At 69.2% G+C, this 17,047-nt stretch carries 11 protein-coding genes, 1 tRNA gene and 1 pseudogene; 6 read left to right on the forward strand and 7 right to left on the reverse strand.

The features are described from left to right. Nucleotides 1–227 precede the first annotated feature (227 nt). Nucleotides 228–470 (forward strand): annotated as a pseudogene (locus tag ACIQMV_RS29485) (integrase); the annotation flags it as partial. Nucleotides 471–549: 79 nt separating this feature from the next. On the opposite strand, the gene ACIQMV_RS29490 reads toward ACIQMV_RS29485, so the two are convergent. Further along, complete coding sequence (locus ACIQMV_RS29490) at nt 550–1,896, reverse strand: hypothetical protein (protein ID WP_402596345.1); 1,347 nt, start codon at nt 1,894–1,896, stop codon at nt 550–552. Between the two features lie 1,225 nt (nt 1,897–3,121). Here ACIQMV_RS29490 and ACIQMV_RS29495 point away from each other — a divergent pair. After that, nucleotides 3,122–4,255, forward strand: a complete 1,134-nt coding sequence (locus tag ACIQMV_RS29495) for a hypothetical protein (RefSeq protein ID WP_402596346.1) — start codon at nt 3,122–3,124, stop codon at nt 4,253–4,255. 75 nt (nt 4,256–4,330) lie between these two features. Here ACIQMV_RS29495 and ACIQMV_RS29500 read toward each other — a convergent pair whose 3' ends face one another. Then, on the reverse strand, nt 4,331–4,882 hold the full coding sequence (locus tag ACIQMV_RS29500; RefSeq protein ID WP_402596347.1) for a helix-turn-helix domain-containing protein: 552 nt from the start codon (nt 4,880–4,882) through the stop codon (nt 4,331–4,333). A gap of 38 nt (nt 4,883–4,920) precedes the next feature. On the opposite strand from ACIQMV_RS29500, the gene ACIQMV_RS29505 reads away from it, so the two are divergent. Then, nucleotides 4,921–5,514: a tyrosine-type recombinase/integrase gene (locus ACIQMV_RS29505; RefSeq protein ID WP_402596348.1), complete on the forward strand. Its 594-nt coding sequence runs from the start codon at nt 4,921–4,923 to the stop codon at nt 5,512–5,514. A gap of 655 nt (nt 5,515–6,169) precedes the next feature. Here ACIQMV_RS29505 and ACIQMV_RS29510 read toward each other — a convergent pair. The 4 genes from ACIQMV_RS29510 to ACIQMV_RS29525 form a co-directional block, all read right to left on the reverse strand. After that, the gene (locus tag ACIQMV_RS29510; protein WP_402596349.1) at nt 6,170–8,602 is read right to left on the reverse strand and encodes a PA14 domain-containing protein; all 2,433 of its coding nucleotides are present in this window, start codon (nt 8,600–8,602) and stop codon (nt 6,170–6,172) included. A 321-nt stretch (nt 8,603–8,923) separates the two neighbouring features. Further along, nucleotides 8,924–8,996: transfer RNA gene (locus ACIQMV_RS29515), tRNA-Arg, on the reverse strand. 55 nt (nt 8,997–9,051) lie between these two features. Further along, entirely contained in the window at nt 9,052–10,551 is a 1,500-nt protein-coding gene (locus ACIQMV_RS29520; RefSeq protein ID WP_402596433.1) for an IclR family transcriptional regulator C-terminal domain-containing protein, read from the reverse strand. A gap of 358 nt (nt 10,552–10,909) precedes the next feature. Beyond that, nucleotides 10,910–12,199, reverse strand: coding sequence for a M6 family metalloprotease domain-containing protein (locus ACIQMV_RS29525; protein ID WP_402596350.1), 1,290 nt, complete (start codon nt 12,197–12,199; stop codon nt 10,910–10,912). A gap of 440 nt (nt 12,200–12,639) precedes the next feature. On the opposite strand from ACIQMV_RS29525, the gene ACIQMV_RS29530 reads away from it, so the two are divergent. Next, nucleotides 12,640–13,293 (forward strand): TetR/AcrR family transcriptional regulator, encoded by a 654-nt coding sequence (locus tag ACIQMV_RS29530; RefSeq protein ID WP_141360313.1) that lies wholly within the window; start codon nt 12,640–12,642, stop codon nt 13,291–13,293. Nucleotides 13,294–13,538: 245 nt separating this feature from the next. Then, on the forward strand, nt 13,539–15,086 hold the full coding sequence (locus tag ACIQMV_RS29535; RefSeq protein ID WP_402596351.1) for an MFS transporter: 1,548 nt from the start codon (nt 13,539–13,541) through the stop codon (nt 15,084–15,086). Nucleotides 15,087–15,236: 150 nt separating this feature from the next. Here the strand turns inward: ACIQMV_RS29535 and ACIQMV_RS29540 are convergent, their stop codons facing one another. Continuing rightward, nucleotides 15,237–15,764, reverse strand: a complete 528-nt coding sequence (locus ACIQMV_RS29540; RefSeq protein WP_141360315.1) for a MarR family winged helix-turn-helix transcriptional regulator — start codon at nt 15,762–15,764, stop codon at nt 15,237–15,239. 101 nt (nt 15,765–15,865) lie between these two features. On the opposite strand from ACIQMV_RS29540, the gene ACIQMV_RS29545 reads away from it, so the two are divergent. Next, entirely contained in the window at nt 15,866–16,657 is a 792-nt protein-coding gene (locus ACIQMV_RS29545) for a dioxygenase (protein WP_402596352.1), read from the forward strand. Nucleotides 16,658–17,047: the final 390 nt, after the last annotated feature.

Raw genomic sequence — 17,047 nt, forward strand, 5'->3', positions numbered from 1 at the left:
GCCTCCACTGTCGCGGCCACGGCCCGCCCTTACCAGCTCTCCCCAGAGGACAACCCAGAGGCAGCCCCCAGACTTCTTCAGGGGCAAGTAGCTAGCGGCCTGTCAGTCGCCGTGGCGGCGGCCATCCTGGGCTTCCTGTGGAAGCGTCCACCGTGCGCCGGGTGACGTCAGCGTAAGCGTGTCGACACCCGGTAGTCGCCACCTGGGCCCTGCGCCTTGCCGGTGGTCGGCTGCTCGTCCGTGCCGGCATGGGGTTCCGGCAGGGCGAAACCCTCGGACTGCATGGGTCGTACGTCGACCTGGAAGCGGAACTGTTCCGCCCCGAGTGGCAGCTAAAGCGCCTCACACGGCGGCACGGCTGCGACGACCCCCACGTCTGTGGCGGACGCCTTCACCGCTTCGAGCCGTGCCCGCCGGACTGCACCACACACAAGGGGTACAAGCGTGGCTGCCCGAAGTCGTGCACCAAATGCCGGGGACTGCGGTGCCGCAGTCCCCGGCATGCAGGGCGGTCCGGGGTGGACGGCGGTGCGCCGTCGGCCGGGGGTGTCAGCTGTGGCGGTGGTAGCCGTGCTGACGGTGGGCGTGGCAGTCGGAGAGCTGGAAGGAGGCGATACGGGTGTTCCAGTTTCCGGTGCCATCGGCCGGTTGGTACTGGTTGGTGTACCAGAACGTACAGTTGTCCACCGGGTCGATCGCCATGGAGGTGTAGTCACCCCAGCGGTTGCTCCCGGTCTGGGAGCCTGCGCCGGTCCACACGGTGGTTTCGTGGAACGTCATCAGGTTCCGCGGGTCGTGTGCCAAGCGTCCGGTGACGCGGATCGAGGGATGGGTCTGGGAGGACGACTGTGAGTATCCCAGGGCGATGTCGCCCATCTTGTTCTGGGCGGCGGAGCCCATCCACCGGTACGTGGGCCCCGGAGCGTAGGTGCTCTGCTGGTGGACGACCGGTCGGCCGTGGTGCAGCCGCAGTTCGTACCAGCGCACGCCGACGCCGCCGCGGGCATCGACCGCCTGGTTGAAGACCAGGGACTGGTGGTCGCCGAAGTTGCGGTAGGCGAACCGGTACATGGGAGAGTAGGAGAGCGAGTCCAGTTTCTGGGTGGTGCCGGCTTGAGGGACGCACTGGGTGGGATCGGTACTCTCACAGGCCCGGATGTAGGGGGCCACTTTGAGCTTCTTTGGGCCCGTGAAGGTGGTGCGGGCCTGGTCTGTCCAGTCGACGTGGAACCGCCAGTACTGCAGGCTGTCGTTGGTGGGGCCGAGGTTGATCAGCAGGTTGGGTGCGCCCCGCGGGGGTGGGGTCGTGCCGTCGAGGTCCGAGCCGATCGGGATGGTCGATGCCGGGACGGTGTAGCACTGCTGGTCGGCGTCGGCTCCGCGCAGCATTCTGTGCCGGTCCCAGGCGCACACCTCGAAGAGCGCCCCGGCAGCGGTGGCGGCCACGTAGTAGGCGTCCGGCCACACCGCGAACTTCGGGTGGTCGGGGAGGTTCTGATACCCGAAGGCGTAGCGGTAGTACTCGCCGGTGGCGTCCGGGGTGCGGGAGACGCCCACGCACAGTCGATTCGTGGTTTTTCCGTCGTCGCTGGCGAACTGGTTGATGATCCAGCGGTGAGCCAGGGAGTCCCAGCGGACTTCGGGGTCCCCGAGGAAGTCGCTCTGAGCCGTCTCGCACGGTCCGCCGAACCCGCTGAACAGGGTTTGGGTCGTCAGCGGCCCCAGCAGCGTGGCACCGGATTTGGAGTACACCGCGAGTTCGAAGTTGGTGATCTCCACGATCTGGCGGGAGCCCACCGAGGCGTTGGGGTCAGGTGGGACGCCCCCGCCTTTCCGGATGCCCTCGAAACTGACGCCCAACCGGATCCGGCCCCGGTTGCCGCTGTGGTTCTGCACCACTCGATCGGGACCTGTGGCCTTGGCGAGGGCCGGGTGCGGCACCTGTCTGGGGGACGTGACGTGGGGGGCGCGCCGGAGCTGTCTGGATCCTTGCCACAGCTCACGCAGCGGTGGCGAGGTGTCGTGGTGCACCGCGGGGCCGGAGTCAGGGGACCGAGAAGCGTGCGCGTGGACGGCCGGCTTGAGTACGGCTCTGGCGGCGGGCGTGGCGGACCAGGACGGGGAGGCCACCAGGGCCGCTCCCACTGAGACGGCGGCAACGATCGAACGCAAGGCACGGGATACGTGCATCCATCCTCCGAACCGGTCGGTGAGCCGACCCGTTCGGCCGCCGCCTGGTGGCGGCTTCGTCCGAGGCAGCCCCCACCAGCGTGCAGGGGCTGTCGGGACCTCCCCGCGCCTCCGGCACGCCAGGTATGTTTCGAGGCCACGGTATGAGGACGGGCGACTCATCTGATTGTGTGGAAAACCTAGTTATCCACCCCGTCCGCTCGACGCTGGGTGATCGGCGTCGTGTCTAGTGCGGCTCAGTCTTTTGGCGCTGCCTGCTTACGGCCATTTGAGAACTGGCCGCTGCCCGCACTGTGGTGGCGGGTCCCGGCTTGGTCCCGCTGCGCCTGCAGCGCCAAAGGTTTCAGAACGGTCCACGCGGGGCCCTCGGTGCCGAAGATTTCGGGTGTCAGTCAACCCGCATCGTGTAGCGGTCGCCTGGTTGCCGTTTGAGGGTGGTTGCCGTCAAAACGCCCCGGACCATCCCGGCCCGAGGCGTTCCCCCTGGTCACGCTTGTGCCCCCGGCAGGGTTCGAACCTGCGGCACCCGCTTTAGGAGCGAGGCTGGGCAAACGGTTCCCTGACCTGCGAAGCGACTGCGTAGGCGGACGGGAGATCAGGCACCTGTCCGCCACTGCCGTTCCCCGTGGCTCCCCGTTGGATCTGGCACGGATGTGGCACGGGAATCTTCTGATCCGTAGCTCTACAGAGTTCGCTCAGCTCTCCATTGTCCGCCTGCGGTTCTCGCCGGGAGGGCGTGACGGGGAGGTGTCATCGTCTTGCACCCCTGTCGGACGACGGGCTCAGCCGCTTGGGCGTATTTGCTGCTGCGCCTGGGTGAGGAGGGCTTGCGGCTCACTTGGAGAGGTGGGGGAGGCGGCTTTGCTCCCAGTGTCCGGGACACGGACGGGGGCCGTTGTGCTCTGGCGGTCCCTGCACTTCAAGGAGAGCCATGCGATACACCACACTGTCCGGCGTTGCCGCCCTGGCCACGGTTCTCGTCAACGGCGTGAGCACGGTACCGGCCGTTGCGGGAGGATCGGGTATCCCGGTGCCGTGCGACACCACGGCCCTGACCAACGCGATCGCCACGGCGCCGGCCGGATCCACGCTCGTCCTCGCCCGCCGCTGCACCTACCACCTGACCACCGCCTACAGCGGCGACGACGGACTGCCCCCCATCGACAAGCAACTCATCATCGAGGGCCAGGGCTCCACCATCGTCCGCGACGGACTGACGGCCGGTGCTTTCCGTATCTTCCACGTCACCTCCACCGGCGACCTCCGGCTCGACGACCTCACGATCCGCGGCGGCAACGCACCCACGGACGGCGGAGGCATCCTCGTCGATAGCTCCGGCAAGCTGAAGCTCTACAAGACCGCCCTCGACAACAACCACGCCGACGGCTTGGGAGGCGGCGTCGATGTCGCGGGAGGAGCAACGGCGTACATCAGCCGCAGCCAGTTCACCTTCAACAACGCGGGCGAGGGCGGAGGTCTGCAGTCGGACGGCACCGTCACCACCGACGGGGTCGTGTTCTCCCGCAACTTCGCCGCCGATGGCGGGGCCATCGCCCAGGAAGAAGGTGACGCCGTCTACCGCAACACCACTCTGAAGAACAACGCCTCAGGCAATGAGGGTGGTGGCATCGACATCGAGGGTCAAACCGCGCAGTTCATCAACAGCAAAATCATCAACAACACCACCGCAGGCGCGAACGGCGGCGGCGGGATCTACAATGCAGCCTCGCTGACGCTCATCAAGACCGAGGTCTCAGGCAACGTCGTAGGAGGCTCCAACGGCAAGGGCGGCGGCATTTTCGACCAGGGCACCCTGGTGGTGCGGGACAGCTCGGTCGACCGCAACAGCGCGAACGGCTCTGGCAATTCCCAGGCTGGCGGCATCTACAACATCTTCGGTACGGTGACGCTCGACCGCAGTGAGGTGAACAACAACGCCTCCACAACAGCACCGGGCGGCGTGTACACCGACACCCAGTTCACGGTGAACCGGTCCGAGATCCGGCACAACATCCCCACCAACTGCGACGGCAGCCCCGTCATCGTCACAGGCTGCGTCGGCTGAGACCTCACGAACCAAACCGGGCGGGCATCCGACCACACCCCAGCGCACCGTGACGAGGGTGATCGCTGGACCTTGCTACCTCCTCAGCCCACCACTCACCCCAGCTCCCTTCCCGTCCGCCGTCGACCCACACACCGTGGAGCGGGCGTGGTTCAGGGCGTCAAGGGGGATCTGCACGCGGTGGCCGGGCAGCTGCTTCTCGTACCGCTTCCATCTGCGGTCGTGGCGCTTGTAGCGCTGGGAGGCCGGCAGGCGGCCCATGTCCAGGCGGTCGAGGATGCGCCAGACGCCCGATTTGCTGATGGTGACGTCGTGGTACCGCTTGAGGTACATGGCGATCTTCTCAGGGCCGAAGTGGTAGTTCTGGCACAGGTAGATGATCTTCCCGACCACCTCGACGTGGGTCGCGTTCGGAGAGGTCTTGGGCGCCTTGGACCGGGTGCGTAGCCCCTCGACGCCCTCGGCCTGGTAACGGCGGTACCAGGTGTAATACGCCTGCCGGCTGATCCCGTAGTACCGGCAGGACATCGCGACGTTCCCGCTGACCTCTTCGACGTGGCGTATGACGGCCAGGCGCCGCTTGGCCTCACGGTCCAGCGGCGGGGTGACAGGAGTGGGCTTCGGCATGTGGATCTCCGTAGTGATCGGAGACCCAGGTGTCAACGATGATCGTCAGTTTTAGACCCCCACGGCGGCCTCGGCGGCCAGACCCCCTACGAACGCCTCAAGCAGAAGACCACGACCCGGGCGTAATCGATCAACGTCAGTGGCACATCACCGTTCGCCGCGCGCAAGCTGAGCTGCAGAACGGCCGGCTCTTCGACAAGGCGCCGAAGTCCGCGGCCGGGGTTCGCTCCGTCTCCTTTCCGGCCGAACTGCTCGACGAGGTGACGCGCCACCTGGAGCAGTTCGCCGCGCCCGGCCGTGACGGTCACGTCTTCGTCGGCCCGCAGGGCGGGCAGTTACGGCGGAGCAACTTCCGGGATGATTGGGTCAGAGCCGGGAAGGCGGCGGGTGTCACGGCCGAGCTGCAATTCCACGACCTGCGGCACACGGGCAACACGCTGGCCTCCACTGCCGGGGCCAGCACGCGTGAACTGATGACGCGGATGGGGCACAGCAGCTCGCGGGCTGCACTGATCTATCAGCACATGACCAGCGACCGTGACCGGGCCATCGCAGACCGGATCGGGGCCATGATCCGCGAGGGTGGGGGGAGGGGCCTCCAGCTAGAGGGTGTGGCATCTGCGTGGCAGTAGTGGCACGCGTGGGTCACGACCCTGGACACGACGAAGGGCCAGCCTGGGAGGAAATCCCTCCTGAGCTGGCCCTTCTGTCTGTGCCCCCGGCAGGATTCGAACCTGCGACACCCGCTTTAGGAGTTTTCCCCGGGCGAGGCTGTGACTTGCGGAAACGTCAGCCATCAGGTGTCTGGCCTGGGAAAACACCCCTCCGTGGTTCTCGCGTGTTCACGGGGTTTCCCGGCCTCATGTGTGCTGAATCCGTTCTGGATGAAAGCCATCCTAGGAGCGGTTGGCGGCCCGCGCCCTGACATGCGACGTCTTCGCCGCCCTGCTGCGGGAGGCCCGTGACGATTCGTGGAGCTGGAGCGGCACCTCACTCTGAGTCATGGGTGCGGATCGCCGGCGTGCTTGCTCCGGTGCGCCGTGGCGCAGAGCCGAATGATGAGGGCCGTTTGGCCGTTTCCCCTCGACAGGCGCTTGTCGACCCCGGTGTCGCGGTGGCCGATGTTCAGCGCGACGAGGGCCGCGACCTCAAGGTCGCGGCCCGTCGCCGTTGCGCGTATGACACATGCTTCCCCGAGCGATCAGGGTCCGCCGCAGACGTCCCGCTGATCCGCCTCGGTCAGAATCCGTGTGACCGCCGCGAAGTCGTCGGCAGGGTTCCCGGGGCTCACACGTAGTCGCCCCTGGCCGCCGAGTAGTGCACCACGGCGGCGGGTGTGCCGTCGGCGAGGATGCCGGTGATCCGGAAGTACGACGTCTCGCCGAGCGGCAGGCGCACGGCGGCGTGGTAGATGCGGTTCGGGGCCGCGGCGATGGAGGTGACCGCTTCGTACGTCCTGGTGGCCACGTTCCAGCGCTCCAGGCGGTGCTCGGTGATGTCGGCGCAGGCCGTTATGTCGGAGCAGGCCCACTCCAAGCGGCCGGTTCTGGTCACGGCGTCGGGGTTGAGGACGGTGAGCACACCGGAGTCCTCGCCGAGGGCGTCGTCGGGCCTGTTGTCGAGTTCGGTGGTGGTGACGGTGGGGGCCAGGTCGAAGCCGATGTGGTTGCCCCACTGGTCGATCGCTATGACGAGGAAGGTCACCGTCTCGCCGTTCGCCGGTCCGGCGCACAGCATCGCGTTCGGCAGGGCGGTGGGCTTCTTGGGGTCGACGGCGTCGGAGCACCCGTCGCTGTTGTAGCCGGTGCTGCCGTCCGGCCGCCGTACGACGCGGGTGGCGGCGTAGCTCAGTCCGCTCTCGGCGGGGGCGTCCCAGCTCAGCAGGACGCCGTCGGCGCGGGGCGTGGCGGTCAGGCCGGTGAGCGGGGCCGGGGGAACGTTGTCGGGGGTCACCGAACGCGGCGCGGACATCGGGGACGCGTTGCCAGCGGCGTCGGTCACCACAGCGGCGTAGGTGTAGGTGGTGCCGTCGAACGCCGGCAGTTCGTCCACGTACGCGTAGGGCGACGTCGGCGGCGAGTCCTTCGACGCTGTGCCGATGAGTTTGGGACTGTCGCCGAGGGTGTCGCCGGTGGACCGGTAGATGCTGATGGTGCCGCCGAACCTTATCTCCTCCTCGGTCCGGCTGTCCCAGTTGATCTTCAGAGAGCTGGGGGTGTTCGCCATGTGGGACACGGCGATGACGGGTGCCGTCGGGGCGACGGTGTCGACCGGGGTGACCGTCAGGACGGGTGTGCTCTCGGACAGGTTCCCGGCACGGTCGGTGACGCAGATGTAGTAGCGGATGGGCTTGCCGTTGCGGGGCAGTTTGGTGTCGGTCCAGGAGGTCCTGTCGGTCAGGACCATGGGCATCCAGTCACCCACCGCGGTCTGCCGGTAGACCCGGTAGTAGGCGAGGTCCATCTCCTTGTTGGGCGCCCAGGAGAAGGTGGCGGAGTCGGTGCCCTTGTCGTACACCACCTTCGCCCCGGTGGGTGCGAGAGGGGCGACACGGTCCACGGTGGCGCTGGTGCGTGGCGCGTAGGCGAACTTGACGGCGGCGGCACCGGTCCAGTTGACGTAGTCGACGCGGAGGGTGTGGGTGCCGCGGGGGATGGTCAGGTTGACGGTCCGGGAGACGGTGCTGGACCCGTTCTTCCACAGGTCGATCTTGCGTGCGCCGTCGAGGTACACACGGATGCCGTCCTGGCCGGAGGCGGTGAACGCGAAAGGGCCTCCGGAGCCGAAGTCGCGGGTGATCTGCCAGCGGACGCCGAAGTTGTCCTTGGCGACGCCGGGGACCCCGGGCGATTTGGTGCCCCAGTTCTCGTTGATCGCGGTGTCGGTGTCCGTGCGCTTCGGCGTGCCCGAGAAGCTGGTGTTCGCGAAGAACTGGCGCAGGAAGACCGGGTTCCCGGTGACCGAGACGTCGGAGGTCCCGGCGGACATGTTGCCGGACTTGTCGACGGCGCGGACCTCGTAGAGGTGGGTGGTGCCCCCGGCCGTGGTGTCGGTGAAGGACGTGCCGGTGACCGTGGCGACGGGAGCGCCGAAGGACGTCTGGGCGGGGGTACGGCGGTAGACGCGGTAACCGGCGAGGTCCATCTCCTTGTTCGCCGACCAGCGCAGAAAGTTCCGCCCGGGGCCGGCGTCACGGGCTATCGACAGCCCGGTGGGTGTGAGAGGGGCGACACGATCCACGGTGGCGCCGGTGCGGGGCGCGTAGGCGAACTTGACGGCGGCGGCACCGGTCCAGTTGACGTAGTCGACGCGGAGGGTGTGGGTGCCGCGGGGGATGGTCAGGTTGACGGTCCGGGAGACGGTGCTGGACCCGTTCTTCCACAGGTCGATCTTGCGCGCGCCGTCGAGGTACACACGGATGCCGTCCTGGCCGGAGGCAGTGAACGCGAAAGGACCTCCGGAGCCGAAGTCGCGTTTCACGGTCCAGCGAACGCCGAAGTTGTCCTTGGCGATGCCGGGGACCCCGGGCGATTTGGTGCCCCAGTTCTCGTTGATCACGGTGTCACAGTCCGTGCGCTTCGGCTTGCCCGAGAAGCTGGTGTTCGCGAAGAACTGCCGGGTGTAGGTGTTCGTCGCGCAGGTCGCCGCCGAGGCCGGAGAGGTGGCGACCGCGACGAGAGTGCCCGTCATCGCGACCACCACCGCGGTCGCGGCGGCCAAACGGGATCTTCCGACACTGCTCACTGCATCCCCTTTTGAGCGTGTGACCGTCCCTCGGACAGTCGTACGAGAAGTGGGATACATGAGAGCAGTCAGTGGTTGCACGGCCAAGCGGTTTCCGGTCGCCGCCGGTGACGAGTGTCCTCAGGCGGAGGATCTCGATTCATGCCAGTTTGGGTCGTCCGAGACGCCGGTCGGGAGACCATGAGCCGCAGGGACCGCCTGCTCAAGCGACGCCGGCAGAGGAAACTGCCGTCAAGACCTGCTGTCACTGCCCCGTGGCCGATGATCGCGGGGCCAGTGACAGCAGGCCACATACGGTGCCCCCGGCAGGATTCGAACCTGCGACACCCGCTTTAGGAGAGCGGTGCTCTATCCCCTGAGCTACGAAGGCGGATCGTGGCGTGTGGGCCACAGGCGTCAGCGTACCGGATTGGGGCGGTGGGGAGTCAGGTCAGGGCGACACGGGTGAAGCGGGAGGCCATGTGGAGGTCTTCCTCCAGGTGGTGGGCGGTTCGGAGCAGGGCGGGGAGGAGGTTCTCGACGCATTCCTCGCGGGTGTGGCGGGCCGCGTGCAGGGCGATGTTCGTCGCGGCGACCGCTCTGCCCGCGCGGTCGCGGACGGGGACGGCGATCGAGCGCACGCCCTGCTCCAGTTCCTCGTCGACCAGGGCGTAGCCGTGGCCTGTCAGGAGGGCTTGGCCCAGGGACGTCGCGCGGGCCGGGAGGCGGGCGCCGACCGTGATGTCGACGCTCATGATGCGGCTCGTGGTGGCACGCGCCGTGTACTGGATCTCCTCGCCGGACGGCGTCAGCACGGCGAGTGACGTCGTCTCGTGCACGTGGGCCGCCAGGTCCTCCAGGTGCGGCTGGGCGATCCCGGACAGGGAGGCGCGGGAGAGGGGCGGGAAGCCCAGGGACAGGACCCGGGGGGTGAGGGTGAACGTCCGGGTGTCCCGGGACTGGCTCACCAGGCCCAGGTGCTCGTAGGTGATCAGCGCCCTGCGTGCCGTCGCCCTGGCCAGGCCCGTGGCCTTGGCCACCTCCGTCAGGGTCAGGGCGGTCCGGCCCTCGTCGAAGGCCGTCAGGACCGTCAGTCCGCGGGCCAGGGATTCGATGAAGTCGCGGCCCAGCTCCTGTTTCGAGGCGGCCGTCCAGGTCGCCAGGCCCGACGGCGGCGGGGCGGGCGCCGGGGGTGGGGCCTCGCGCAGGTCCCGTTCCATGGCCGCGACCGTCTCCCGCAGCCGGGGCAGCAGCGTCGTGCGCAGGTCATGGGCCGAGTGGCGGCTGGTGTGGCTCACCACGCTCGCCACGCACACGATCCGGCCGTCGGCGGGGTTCCGTACCGGCGCGGAGACCGCGACCAGGCCCGGCTCGATCAGCTGGTCGTCCAACGACCAGTCCTCCCGGTCGGCTTGAGCGGATCGTTCCTCGAAGTCGTCCGGCCCCGGGGAACGTGGCGGTACCGCCGGGAAGTTCCGGTCCTCCGGGTCGGCCGAGCGGCGCTCGTGCCAGCGGCGCCAGTCCTCGTCCGTCCACTCGGTGGCGAACAGCGCGCCCGGCGCGGTGCGTTCGGCCGGGAGCAGGTCGCCGATGCGGAAGCTCAGGGACATCGCGCGGCGGCGGGTGGCCTGGTGGATGAAGCGGATGCCGTCGCGGTCGCCGACCGCCAGGGACACCGACTCGTCCAGTTCGTCGGCGAGTGCGTCGGCGCGCGCGCCGAGCAGGGCCGGCAGGCGCAGGGCGGCCAGGTAGGCGTTGCCCAGTTCCATCAGTCGAGGGGTGAGGACGACGTCCCGGCCGTCGAGGCGGACGTATCCCATCCGGGAGAGCGTCGCCGTGATGCGGTCCACCGTCGAGCGGGCGAGGCCCGTCGTGCGCTCCAGGGCGCTGGGGCTCAGCGTGCCGCCGGCCAGCGTCAGCTGCCGCAGCACCGCTACGCCCCGCATCAGCGGGGTGACCGCCTCGGCGGGTGCCGCAGGTACGGCGGTGGCTGCGGCAGGTACGGCGGCGGATGCGGCAGGTACGGCGGTGGGCGCGGCGGGTGCGGCCGGGTGCGCGCTTGCCGTTGAGGCGGAGGGCCCGGTGCGGGCGTCGGCGGCCCCGTGGGCCTCCGGATCCGTTGTGGTGTTCGCGGGCATCGGTTCGGCTCTCCGGTACGGCGGCGGTCGCAGCAGGCCTACGGTAGTCCGTTCGCGAGTTCGTCCGCGTCACTCACCCGTCTCACCCCGTTTCCCCCATCTCACTTCGGCTCCTCCCATCTCGCCCACCGCCTCGGCGCCCGTGCGCTCCCGAAGGGGCCACGCGTCACTGCCGAGTGACCCGCACCCGGTAGTCCCCCGCGTGGTCGGCCGAGATCATGTCGACGCGGAGGTGTGCCTTGGGGTCCTTGAAGGACTCGCCCGGCGCGAAGGGCGCGTCGGAGAGTTCCGCCTCGACGTTGGGGCTGCGGGTGCAGCCGCCGGAGTGGGGGTGGGAGTCGCGGACCTTGATCGGGCCCTGGCCGGTGTCGACTTCGGCGTCGACCTTGTAGATCAGGATGCCCGGCCGGCACACCGCCTCGTCGTTGCCCGCGCGGGTGCGCAGTTCGAGGGCGTAGCCGGACCGTCCGTCGAGGGGGACGAAGACCAGTTTGTGGCCGCCCGCCCGGCCCAGCGGGGTGAGGGTGTACTCGGCGGACCCCTTCTTGGACGCGCAGCTCACCTGGGAGGCGTCCAGCCAGCCCAGCTTCCACTTGTGCCAGCCGAGCAGGTCGTTGTTGGCGCCCCAGTCCTCGCTCATGATGTCCCAGTGGCCGACCGCTGCCCCGCCTTCCTGGGTGTAGAGGTCGGGCAGCCCGAAGACGTGGCCGTTCTCGTGGGGCAGGACGCGGAAGCCGGTGTTCTCGTACGAGCCGGAGCCGTCGTCCTGGCGGGAGTAGATGAAGGAGACGTTGGCTATGGCGACGCCGTTGGCGACGGGCGCGTCCGAGTTGCCGGCGAAGGTCACCGAGAGGACCGTGTCCAGCGCGGAGGGGCCCGCGTTCGGGGTCATGAGGATGTTGATCAGGTCGTAGTCCCGGAAGTCCACCGTCGGTCCGGCGGCCTCGACTATGTCCTTGATCAGTTGGCGGTAGCCCGGGTCGAACGGGGCGCCGCGCTCCAGGCCGTAGTCCTTGAACGATTTCGGCATGCGCAGCCACCGGGTGATCGGGGTCTCCGCGCGGTAGTCGAGGCGGCCGTAGGACGCGGTGTGGAACCACTGCTGGGTCTGCGGGAAGAACTCGTGGAAGCGGTTGAGCGCATCGTCCTCGCCGGGCGCGTCGGAGAAGTCGACCATCAGGGTCAGGGCGTGGACGGTGCCGACGGAGCGGGCGTAGCCGCCGGTGGTGGGGACGCCCTCCGACATCTGGACGGAAGAGGCTCCACTGATCATGCAGGGGACCAGGGCGGGGGAGAGCGCAGCCGTTCCGGTTCCGGTCGCCGTGCCGCCCTCCGTGAGGTGCCCGGTACCCGCAGAGGTGCCGACCGCGAGAATCAGCGCCGTGACGGAGCCCAGGGCGACCGCACGGCGCTTGGGTATCGGGCCTTTACGGCGGCGGGGCGGCTGCACCTGCATGCGTTCACCTTTCGCGCCGGGCAGCCACCGGTTCCCGGCTGCACCCTTGGGATCACCCTGTGTCGCTGGGGCGTTCGGCGCGCGCTGGAGCGGTCCGGTCGTGGGACGGACCGCCCGGTCGTGGGAATGCGTGCCTCCGGGTGGATGTGACTCAGGTCACGAAAAAACGCGCGGCGGTCGGGAAATAACCGGGGACCTCTTCCCCGTTTGGTCATGTGTCCGAGCGAAACGGGGACTCGCTCCCCGGATCGCCCCGCCACCCGACTCACCGACCGCCCGCCACCCGACTCACCGACCGCCCGCCGGGCCGACCGTCCGACCGGCGGGCCGGGCCGGGCCGACCGATTGACCGCCCGACGGGCCGGTCAGCCGGCCGATCGCCCGACTGGCCGGCTGAGCGCTCGCCCGACCGACTGACCGACCGACTTGAGGAGTACGCCGTGAAGACCGCGACGACCGCGAACCCCGAGCTGCGCAAGGCGACCCGGCCTCGCGCCGACGCTCTGCGCAACCGGGAGCGGATCGTCACGGCCGCCCGCGAGATGTTCGTCGAACACGGCCCCGAGGTGCCGCTCGACGAGATCGCCCGTCGGGCCGGCGTCGGCAACGCCACGCTGTACCGCAACTTCCCCGACCGCGACGCCCTCGTACGCGAGGTCGTCTGCTCCGTCATGGACCGTACGGCGCGGGCGGCCGAGCGGGCGCTCGCCGAGACGGGCGACGCCTTCGACGCCCTGGAGCACTTCGTGCACGCCTCCGCCGACGAGCGGATCAGCGCTCTGTGCCCGATGATCTCCAGCACCTTCGAGCAGCACCACCCCGACATGGAGGCCGCCCGCACAAGGGTCGAGCACCTCGTCGAGGAGGTCATGGACCGCGCCAAGGAGGCCGGGCAACTGCGCCCCGACGTGGGCGTCGGCGATGTGATGGTCGCCGTGGCCCAGCTCTCCCGGCCGCCGGCCGGCGCCGGCTGCGGCAGCATCGACCGCTTCGTGCACCGTCATCTGCAACTGTTCCTGGACGGGCTGCGGGCCCCGGCCCGATCCGCCCTGCCAGGTGCGACCGCGACCCTGGAGGATCTCCGCCGGGCCTGACCAGCCGGGAGCGATCGGCCCGGAACCGTACGCCGGCCGTCGGCGCGTTACGGCCGGCCGTCGCCCCGCCAACCGAACTCATCATCCGAAACCGAGCCCCGGGCCGGCCGTGATGGTCGGCTGCGATCTTCCGACACCACTTTTTCCGTCTTTCCTCGCCTCCTCCCGCCCTTTCTCGGCTTTTCCCGTTCTTTCTCGTCCTTTCTCGTCCTTTTCCGTCACGAAGCTCCGAAGTGGGTACCCCCATGTCTGAAACAGCCGCAAAGGCTCCCGGCGCCCCGGACGCGTCCGGCGACCCGGGCCGCTGGAAAGCGCTCGTCTTCATCGCGCTCGCCCAGCTGATGGTCGTGCTGGACGCGACCATCGTGAACATCGCCCTCCCCTCCGCCCAGCAGGACCTGGGCATCTCCGACGGCAACCGGCAGTGGGTCGTCACGGCCTATGCCCTCGCCTTCGGCGGACTGCTGCTCTTCGGCGGCCGGATCGCCGACCTGTGGGGCCGCAAGCGCGCCTTCGTGACCGGTCTGACCGGCTTCGCGGTGGCCTCCGCACTCGGTGGCGCGGCCACGACCGGCGCGATGATGTTCGGCGCCCGCGCACTGCAGGGTGTCTTCGGCGCACTGCTCGCGCCCGCAGCGCTCTCCCTGCTCGCGGTGACGTTCACCGACGCCAAGGAGCGCGCCAAGGCATTCGGCATCTACGGGGCGATCGCCGGTGGCGGTGGCGCCGTCGGCCTGATCCTGGGCGGATTCCTCACCGAGTACCTGGACTGGCGCTGGACGTTCTTCGTGAACATCCCGTTCGCCGTCGTCGCCGCGGCCGGCGCCTACTTCGTCATCCGTGAGCCGGCCGGCGGGCGCAACCGCTCCCCGCTCGACGTCCCGGGCGTGGTGCTGTCCACCCTCGGCCTGGTCGCCCTGGTGTACGGCTTCACCCGCGCCGAGTCCGAGGGCTGGAGCGACACCCTGACCGTCTCGATGTTCGTCGCGTCCGCCGTTCTGCTGGTGACCTTCGCGCTGGTCGAGTCGCGGGTGAAGGCCCCGCTGCTGCCGCTGCGCGTGGTCACTGACCGCAACCGCGGCGGGATCTACCTGTCGCTGGGCCTCGCAGTCATCGGGATGTTCGGCCTGTTCCTCTTCCTCACGTACTACCTCCAGGTCGTGCGGGGGTACACGCCGGTGCGGACCGGCTTCGCCTTCCTCCCGATGGTCGCGGGCATGATCACCGGCTCCACCCAGATCGGCGCCCGCCTGATGACCCGCGTGGCACCGCGGCTGCTGATGGGCCCCGGCTTCCTGGTCGCCGCCACCGGCATGCTGCTGCTGACCCAGCTGGAGATCGACTCCTCCTACGCCGCCCTGCTGCTGCCCGCGATGCTGCTGCTCGGCCTCGGCATGGGTACGGCGTTCATGCCGGCGATGTCCCTGGCCACGCAGGGTGTCCAGCCGCGGGACGCGGGCGTCGCCTCCGCGATGGTCAACACCTCGCAGCAGGTGGGTGGCGCCATCGGTACGGCCCTGCTGAACACGATCGCGGCCTCGGCCACGACCTCGTACATCCAGGACCACATCGCGGGTGCCGCCACCAGGCCCCAGCAGCAGCTGGTGCAGTTGCAGGCCATGGTGAACGGCTACACCAGCGCCATCTGGTTCGCCGTCGGCATCCTGGTCGTGGCCGCCGTGATCGCCCTGACCCTCGTCGACGCGGGGCGTCCGGGCGGTACCAAGGTGACCGGGTCCGGTTCCGGCGCGGGCGCCGAGGACGAGGTGGCGGTGCCGGTCATCGCCTACTGATCGCCCACGGAACCACCCACTGAACCACCCACTGAGGCGCCCGCTCAGGCCCCGTTGAGGCGCCCACCGGACGGTACGTACTTCAGCCCCCGGGCGGTACGTACCTCAGTCCCGGGCGGTACGTACTTCAGCCCCCGGGCCGTACATACCTCAGCGGAGCCAGGGCAGATCCGCACCCGCTTCGTTCGGCTGGAGTCCCTCGGCGACGATCTGCATGATCTCGCCGAGGGACTTCTGCTGTTCCGGGCTGAGACGGTCGAACAGCGCCTGGCGTACGGCGGTCACATGGCCCGGCGCGGTGCGGCGCAGCACCTCGAGGCCCTGGTCGGTCAGGACCGCGAACTGGCCTCGCTTGTCGGAGGGGCAGTCCTCGCGGCGTACCCAGCCGTTCTTCTCCAGGCGGGCGATCGCGTGGGAGAGGCGGGAGCGGGTGATCTTGGCGTCCATGGCCAGCTCGGTCATCCGCAGCCGGCGCTGCGGGGCCTCGCCGAGCTTGACGAGGAGGCCGTAGTAGATGTGCGGCATGCCCGCGTCGCGCTGGAGCTGGCGGTCGAGGTGGTCCTCGAGCAGGGTGGTGGCGTGCAGGTAGGAACGCCAGACGCGCTGCTCCTCGGCGGTGAGCCAGCGGTGGGCATCGGCCTCGGCGGGCTCGGGGACGGAAGCGGGTGCCGTATTCATACATCCACTCTACGAGCTACTCCTTGAAGGTTAAACAAACCGGGCGTAATGTGAGGGCAGAGCTTTAGCTTTCAAGCATCCAGTCGCAGGGAGTCGCCACCATGTCCGCCGCCGCCCGGGAGCGCATGCCCGCCCTCTACCTCAGCCACGGTGCCCCGCCGCTCGCGGACGACCCGGTCTGGCCCGGCCAGCTCGCCGCCTGGTCCGCCGAGCTGCCCCGCCCCAAGGCGATCCTCGTCGTCTCCGCGCACTGGGAGGAGGCCCCGCTCGCCCTCGGTGCCATCGAGACGGTCCCGCTGGTCTACGACTTCTGGGGCTTCCCCGAGCACTACTACCGGGTGCGGTACGGCGCCCCCGGCGCGCCCGAACTCGCCGAGAGCGTCCGGAAGTTGCTGCGCGCGCCCGGAACGCCCGTGCAGGACGTCCCGGACCGCGGCCTCGACCACGGCGCCTACGTCCCGCTCGTCGAGATGTTCCCCGAGGCCGACATCCCCGTGCTCCAGGTCTCCATGCCGACCCTCGACCCGGTCAGGCTCATGGACGTCGGCCGCAAGTTGGCGCCCCTGCGCGACGAGGGGGTGCTGATCGTCGGCTCCGGCTTCTTCACCCACAACCTGGCCGCCCTGCGGCACACCGGAGGCGGGGTGCCGAGCTGGTCCGCGGAGTTCGACGACTGGGGCAGGCGCGCCCTGGAGACCCGCGACTGGGACGCCCTGCTGGACTTCCTCGACAAGGCCCCGGCCGGCCGGTACGCCCACCCGCGCACCGAGCACTTCGCCCCGCTGTTCGTGACCATGGGCGCGGCGGAGGCGAGCGGTGAGCTGGGCACGCAGAAGTCCGTGATCGACGGCTTCTGGATGGGCCTGGCCAAGCGGTCGGTGCAGTTCGGCTGAGACATGTGCGCCCCCGCTGCGTAAGACGAGGGTGTGGAGAGTCTTGGATTTTCCCGAGAGTCCGGGTTTGCGGCAGCCTTCCGCCGGAGCGATTCGTCCATCAGGGTGGAAGGCGGTCGAAGGGGTCGAAGGGGACGCTCTTCCCGAGGTGGCGCCATTGGTGTGAGCGGAGTCTCACCCGTGGGGTGACCGGCGGGGTCCGTGAAGGGCCCGGGAGACCCTCGGGTGCCGCTCTGACCTGCGGTTCCGTAACCGTCGGCGGCGACGTTCGGCGGCTGCGGCGAAACAGGGTACTGCATGATCAGAAAATTGGTGGGCGGGTTGGGAATTCTGTCCGGATTCCAGTCGTTGTTTCCATCGGATGCCGGGCACCCGAGGAGAGTTCCGAAG

The organism is Streptomyces sp. NPDC091412 (assembly GCF_044756885.1).
Taxonomy (GTDB): Bacteria; Actinomycetota; Actinomycetes; order Streptomycetales; family Streptomycetaceae; genus Streptomyces.

Excerpts from the sequence above, each read along its gene's own strand:
- ACIQMV_RS29545 (WP_402596352.1), top strand. The coding sequence starts at position 15,866 with ATGTCCGCCGCCGCCCGGGAGCGCATGCCCGCCCTCTACCTCAGCCAC.
- ACIQMV_RS29505 (WP_402596348.1), top strand. The coding sequence starts at position 4,921 with ATGATCGTCAGTTTTAGACCCCCACGGCGGCCTCGGCGGCCAGACCCC.
- ACIQMV_RS29525 (WP_402596350.1), bottom strand. The coding sequence starts at position 12,199 with ATGCAGGTGCAGCCGCCCCGCCGCCGTAAAGGCCCGATACCCAAGCGC.
- ACIQMV_RS29535 (WP_402596351.1), top strand. The coding sequence starts at position 13,539 with ATGTCTGAAACAGCCGCAAAGGCTCCCGGCGCCCCGGACGCGTCCGGC.
- ACIQMV_RS29520 (WP_402596433.1), bottom strand. The coding sequence starts at position 10,551 with ATGCGGGGCGTAGCGGTGCTGCGGCAGCTGACGCTGGCCGGCGGCACG.
- ACIQMV_RS29495 (WP_402596346.1), top strand. The coding sequence starts at position 3,122 with ATGCGATACACCACACTGTCCGGCGTTGCCGCCCTGGCCACGGTTCTC.
- ACIQMV_RS29500 (WP_402596347.1), bottom strand. The coding sequence starts at position 4,882 with ATGCCGAAGCCCACTCCTGTCACCCCGCCGCTGGACCGTGAGGCCAAG.
- ACIQMV_RS29540 (WP_141360315.1), bottom strand. The coding sequence starts at position 15,764 with ATGAATACGGCACCCGCTTCCGTCCCCGAGCCCGCCGAGGCCGATGCC.